Consider the following 3,203-nt stretch of genomic DNA (forward strand, 5'->3'; position numbering starts at 1 on the left):
CATCAGGTCCGCCATCTCGTCGACGATCACCACGATGTAGGGCAAAGGGGTGAGATCGATTGAGACCTCATCATAGGTCGTTTTCCCGGTCTCCTTATCGAACCCCGTTTCGACGGTTCGCACGATGACCTCACCCTTCGCCTTAGCCTCACTCAAACGGGCGTTGAAGCCGTCGACGTTCCGAACGCCGAGCCGGGCCATCTTCTTATAGCGGTCCTCCATCTCTCGTACTGCCCAGCGCAATGCAATGATTGCCTTCTTGGGATCGGTCACCACAGGGGTGAGCAGGTGCGGGATGCCGTCATAGACGCTCAACTCCAGCATCTTGGGATCGACCATGATCAGGCGGCACTGCTCGGGGGTAAACCGATATAGCAGCGAGAGGATCATGGTGTTGATCGCCACCGACTTGCCCGAGCCGGTGGTGCCGGCCACCAGGAGGTGCGGCATGCGGGCGAGGTCTGCGATCACGGGCTCGCCGCCGATGGTCTTGCCCAGGCANGTCTGCGATCACGGGCTCGCCGCCGATGGTCTTGCCCAGGCAGATCGGGAGCTTCTGCGTCGATGCCTTGAAGTCTGCCGTCTCAAGCATCTCGCGAAGGTACACGGTTTCACGAGTATCGTTTGGCAATTCAATGCCGATGGCATTGCGGCCGGGGATGACCGCCACGCGTGCGGAAACAGCGCTCATGGATCTTGCAATATCCTCGGAGAGCGCAATCACCCGCGAGGATTTTACCCCTGGAGCGGGTTCAAACTCATACAGGGTGACTACAGGTCCCGCGTGAACATGAATGACCTCGCCCTTAACGCCAAAGTCACGAACGACCTTCTCAACTCTCCCTGCCCTCTCCTCAAGAATATCCTCGGTCAGGACGTGCCGCTCGCTCTCGGGAGGGCGAGCTAGTAGATCAACATCAGGAAGTACGTATCCTGCGTTCCTTACGCGCTCTGGCACGGAACAGTCCATGGCATCCGCCGTCGGCGCGCGTGCAACTACCAATGCGTCGGGAGTCGCGGGGCCAAAATTTGCAGGCGCAGAAATGGGGCTCTCTGGCTCCCTCGTCGATTCTGTAGACGCCAAAACGGGCATGATCTCACCGCTGTATAGAGCGAGATATCCCGCATCAAGCTCACCAACAATCTGCGCGGATGCAGCGTTCACCGCCTCCAGAGCGGACTCCGTAGGATCAGCGCACTCAGATGCATCCTCGAAGATCTCCTGATACGATGTCGCCTCAGAACCTTCCTCGGTGGAGAAGCTGTTGTAAGGAGTTGTATCCTGCATCGACAGATCAACAACCAACACGGACTTCAACGATACTGCGGTCTGATACAGACCAGACTGGAATGCAAATGCAGAAAAGGCGGACCTTGCTGCCGCGATAGGAACTGGCAGTTGCAACTTGGCCGGATTGTCCGGAGTGGCCTCTTCGACACTAGAGCTTCCGGCTGAATGTTCGAGAATTTCGCTGTGAGCGGGCATCAGATTTGTTTCTGACTGCTCCCGCCTAACCGTCGTTTCGGCCACGGGCAATACCGTCCCGCCATTCACCTCTTCATCCATAGCAGGAGTCGAAGCGGGTTCCTTAAATCTTTCTCCTTCCGATGCTGTAGGCACGGGATCCGGGACTGGGGAACGAGCGGTCTTCTCGGGCGACGAGTTAACGGGCGACCCGGCCTCCACCGCAGTCCGTAGCCGCTCCAAGCGCCTGCGGATGGTCTCCTCACAGGACCTGTCTGCAGCACGGGCGAGACGGGCCGCGTCTGCGGCCTCGCTGGTTGGAAGAGCTACGACGTTAGTTTCGGGCTGCTTCTTAATGATACGATCAGGGGTGCGCGTCGCCCTTACATCCTTGTCGATCGCGAAAGCGCACCACCACCCGGGTTCTGTTTCGCCAGCCGAGGACCAAGGGGTCTCCCAGGCAGATTTACCGTGACCCTCCTGCACCGAATCATCCCGCTTCTGAGCCTCCCCATGTGTTTCGGATATCCTGGCCTGAAGCTGGGCAGCAGATGGGAGAAAGTCATTAGCTTTAAAGGGCTTACGCATGAGAACTAATAGATCCGTAGAGTCGGTAAGTGGGGCACCGCACGTGCGGCCGGGGGAATCTCGCCGACCTGGGTAAAGGCCGGGTTATCGATCAGCCGCTACCGCCTGGCTGCGCCATAAACGGAATCGGATCGGATCGGTAATCCCTCATCAAGGTCTTAGGAATGCAACGGCTGCCTTAGGTCACAATGCCAGACGCCCGACCCTAATAATGCCGGCGCCTCCACCTTGAGCAGACAATTGGCCATCAGGGCTTCTGGCGACGACTGCACAGGCCAGCCGCGACAGGAGATGCGGGCAATAGAGCCTCACGCTTTCACATCTGAAAGGGGCAGGTGATTCATCCCCTCTGCTCCGAGCTCGCTTTCAGTGGACCTGAAGTGATCATAAAACGGCCGCGGATGTCGGTGAGAGCCTTGCCTCCACATCCAAAACCAGACAGGAAGGCAGAGACGTTGAGCACCGGCTTTATCACCGCGGCAATTGTTCTGATCGTCGGCTACGTAATCCTGTCCAAGATCATTGGCTTAGCCTTTCGCCTCGTCCTGCCCGTGGTCCTGATCACGGCCCTGGGCAGTGCTGGTACCTCCTCAGCCTTCTGCCGAACCATGCATGGGAGCGCGATCCAGCGGCTCCATTCATGCCGTATGAGCAGGCGCAGCATCGGCCCGGTGGCATCGGCGACCCTCGCCTGCGCGACCTTGCCGATATGACCGTAGATGCGACCCGATCGTTCCTGCAGGGGGCACTAGCATTCCTTGGTGGTCTGGCCAGGCTGGCGGGCACGCAGAAACCGCGCTGGGTCGACGATCGGCAGCCCCGCCAGGCGGAGACTTATGACGCGCCATCCGGCTTCGACATTCCGCGCCACCTGGAAGAACGCCAGGGCTGGTAAGCGCCTCTATCGCGATCCGCTCCATAGGGTTCTCCAACTGCCTGTCGAGGTTGCCTCGGATGCGGGGCAACAAAGCGATTGAAGTCGCTCGCAGGCCAGTCCTACCTTGGGAGGTGTGGTTAGTTAAAGTAGTCCTGGGGCAGTCACCGCTGTTTCGAACGAAGCTCTCGAGCCCAGGCGAAGAGACGCAGTCAATGTGTCAGGCGCCAAGCTAGGCTCAGGAGTCGTTGATTGAGGTAGAAGGCCACTGAAGCA

At 59.0% G+C, this 3,203-nt stretch carries 1 protein-coding gene and 1 pseudogene; one reads left to right on the forward strand and one right to left on the reverse strand.

Going from position 1 to position 3,203, the window contains the following annotated elements; translation table 11 throughout:
- Positions 1 to 1,018 (reverse strand): annotated as a pseudogene (locus LG661_RS24300) (DNA translocase FtsK); the annotation flags it as partial.
- Between the two features lie 1,675 nt (positions 1,019 to 2,693).
- Here LG661_RS24300 and LG661_RS24305 point away from each other — a divergent pair.
- Entirely contained in the window at positions 2,694 to 2,948 is a 255-nt protein-coding gene (locus tag LG661_RS24305; protein WP_230534574.1) for a hypothetical protein, read from the forward strand.
- Positions 2,949 to 3,203: the final 255 nt, after the last annotated feature.

This window comes from Microvirga roseola, assembly GCF_020866965.1.
Lineage (GTDB): Bacteria > Pseudomonadota > Alphaproteobacteria > Rhizobiales > Beijerinckiaceae > Microvirga > Microvirga roseola.

Excerpts from the sequence above, each read along its gene's own strand:
- LG661_RS24305 (WP_230534574.1), top strand. The coding sequence starts at position 2,694 with ATGCCGTATGAGCAGGCGCAGCATCGGCCCGGTGGCATCGGCGACCCT.